This is a genomic window from Leeuwenhoekiella sp. CH_XMU1409-2, assembly GCF_037029365.1.
Classification (GTDB): domain Bacteria; phylum Bacteroidota; class Bacteroidia; order Flavobacteriales; family Flavobacteriaceae; genus Leeuwenhoekiella; species Leeuwenhoekiella blandensis.
Genome location: NZ_JAYMEI010000050.1, coordinates 1 through 904 on the forward strand (window position 1 = coordinate 1; position 904 = coordinate 904).

Annotated in this window: 1 protein-coding gene and 1 pseudogene; both read right to left on the bottom strand. The window is 45.2% G+C overall.

The window, feature by feature from the left end:
* Nucleotides 1-75: pseudogene (locus WA338_RS18930) on the bottom strand (SUMF1/EgtB/PvdO family nonheme iron enzyme); the annotation flags it as partial.
* 48 nt (nucleotides 76-123) lie between these two features.
* Nucleotides 124-904 (bottom strand): SusD/RagB family nutrient-binding outer membrane lipoprotein (locus WA338_RS18815; RefSeq protein ID WP_336094558.1); only part of this gene is annotated, 781 nt, incomplete at its 5' end.

A 904-nucleotide genomic window follows, 5' to 3' on the forward strand; every position in this document is an offset into this window, starting at 1 on the left:
AGAAACGTTTCCGGCCATATCATAAAGACCATAATCGTTGGGTTCGTAGGATTTAATAGGTGCGGTAATGTCTGCATAAAAGCGATAGTTTTAATGTGTTCATCATCTGAATTTGATTTTCGTTTAATTATTGTCCCACCATACTTTGGTGTTGATGCTATCTGCCCCTCCAAGCAGTTCGAGTGCCTGCTGGTAATTAGCCTGATTACTGATCTGTACATCTGACGGATAGAAAAAGCGCGACGGCATCATCGCATCGTTCAGCATTGCTTCGGTGGTAGGTAATTCTGGCAATCCCGTACGACGGAATTCAAACCACTGCTGATAATCTACAAAGTACAGCGCATAGTATTTCTGCAATAAAATCTGCTCGAGCGAACCATCATATGCAGCTACCGGATTATCGAAGTAGGCTTCGGTGGTTGTTGCCCCCAGCTGAGTAATCGCGGCGGTCACCCCGGCCTCATAATGTTCCTGAGCATTGGTGGTATAACCGCGTTGCGCCATTTCGGCCTTGATGAATTCAACCTCAGCATAGGTCATTAAAAAGATCTGCATTGGGTTTTCAACCTGTGCTCGGTTTAACGTGCTGGCATTAAACTCAAATTGAGATTCAGGTCCGGCATAGGCACTAGGAATCCCTTTATATCCAATGGGATTATTATCTAGATCTTGAGCTCCCGTTTGAATAATGGGACGGCGTGGATCTTCAAGCGCATTCAGATTATCAACAAAAAAGGCTGCCATTTTCACTCCTAACGGAAAGTCCTGCGGACGCCCCCACGGAGAGATATTAGGCGTTACTCCGGTTACCTGAAGTACTGCAGATTCTTCAACCGTTTCAAATACCGGATAGGTTTCAGGATCGTTGATCATTGCCGTAAGCTTTTGAAACGCGTTGGTT